Genomic DNA, 1665 nt, shown 5'->3' on the forward strand with positions numbered 1-1665 from the left:
CTAAGCCTCGATCCACCGATCGGGCTGGGTGTCTAGCGGCGCGTTAAACCGAGAATGCCTTCCTGATCAGAGAAAATAGAGCTTGTCTAGAGTCCTATTGCACCGATTAGAGAGGCATCTCGTAGATGCAAGTTTCCCACAGTGCGCGGGCTGTCTCCGTATCATTTGATGACCCGAATCTCGTGTCGGCCGCGGGTCTGGTCCCGGTCTTGAAACTCGCCGAGAAAGCGGGCCTGCACCGTCTGGCCGACCAGTGGTTGAGCGTCCCGACGGACAAGGGCGCCAACGCTGGGTTGAAGGTCGCTTCCCTCGTGGGCGGCATGATCGCCGGCGCTGATTCCATCGATGACATGGCTGTGCTGCGCCACGGCGGCATGCGGAAGGTCTTCAGCGCCTGTTACGCACCCTCGACGCTGGGATCGTTCCTGCGGGCGTTCTCCTTCGGCCATGTTCGTCAGCTTGATGCGGTCGCGTCCCGGTTCCTGAAGGGCCTCGCCGCTGAGGCCCCACTACTCGTTTACGAGACCGACGCCGCCGGATACGTGTTCCTCGATGTTGACGACACCATCATCGAAGTCCACGGTCATCAGAAACAAGGCTCCGGCTACGGATACTCCGGGGTCCGCGGCATCAACGCTTTCCTCGCGACGGTGAAAACGGACGCTTCCGCGCCGATCATTGTCGGGCAGCGTTTACGGCGGGGCGCGTGCGGGTCACCGCGCGGCGCCGCCCGAATGGTCCGCGACGCCCTCGCGACCATCAAACGCCTCAACGGCATGGCTTCCGCCCGTGTCCTGCTCCGCGCCGATTCCGCGTTCTACGGTTACGCCACGATGAGCGCAGCGATCAATGCGGGCGCGGCCGTGTCGGTCACAGCCCGGATGGACCTGGCCGTGAAACGTGCGATCGCGACCATTCCCGATGACGCCTGGGAGACCATCGAATACACCGATGCCATCTACGACGAGGACACCAAGTCGTGGATCTCGAACGCCGAGGTCGCCGAGATCCTGTTCACCGCGTTCACGTCCCGGAAGCAAAGCGAACACATCACTGGCCGCCTCGTGGTGCGCCGGATCCCGGAGCTGAACAAGAAGGATCAAGACCACCCGACCTTGTTTGACACGCACCGGTTCCACGCGTTCTTCACCACCAGCGACCTGGACACCGTGGCCGCCGACAAAACACATCGGGGCCACGCCATCATCGAGCAGGTCAACGCGGACCTGAAGAACAGCGCCCTCGCGCACCTGCCCTCGGGCGTGTTCACCGCGAACGCCGCCTGGCTGGTCCTGGCCGTGATGGCCTTCAACCTCACCAGGACCGCGGCGACGATCGCCGGCGCTGGCCTGGCCAAAGCGACCACGGCCACCATCCGCCGGAAACTGGTCAGCGTCCCGGCGAGGATCGCATCCTCAGCCCGGCGCATCACACTCCACCTACCAGCGGACTGGCCCTGGGAAACCGCCTGGACAGCACTGTTCAGCCGGGCCTGCGGCCCACCGCGGACCACAACCACCTGATCGACCAGCCGAACCGGCGCCGACAACAAAAGTGGAACCTACGGGCAGCGAGGCCCGACGCTCAGTCCTGCCCGCGACCAACAATCCCACCTAAATCGAAATCAGGCAGCCACCCCGAGTCGGTCGGTGGATCGAGGCTAAG

1 protein-coding gene is annotated in these 1665 nt (G+C 63.9%); it reads left to right on the forward strand.

The genetic code is table 11. From position 1 onward, the window contains the following. Positions 1-125: 125 nt before the first annotated feature. The gene (locus tag RCH11_RS18065) at positions 126-1523 is read left to right on the forward strand and encodes an IS1380 family transposase (RefSeq protein WP_327058413.1); all 1398 of its coding nucleotides are present in this window, start codon (positions 126-128) and stop codon (positions 1521-1523) included. Positions 1524-1665: the final 142 nt, after the last annotated feature.

Origin of the sequence: Glaciihabitans sp. GrIS 2.15 (assembly GCF_035984695.1) — a bacterium.
GTDB lineage: Bacteria > Actinomycetota > Actinomycetes > Actinomycetales > Microbacteriaceae > Lacisediminihabitans.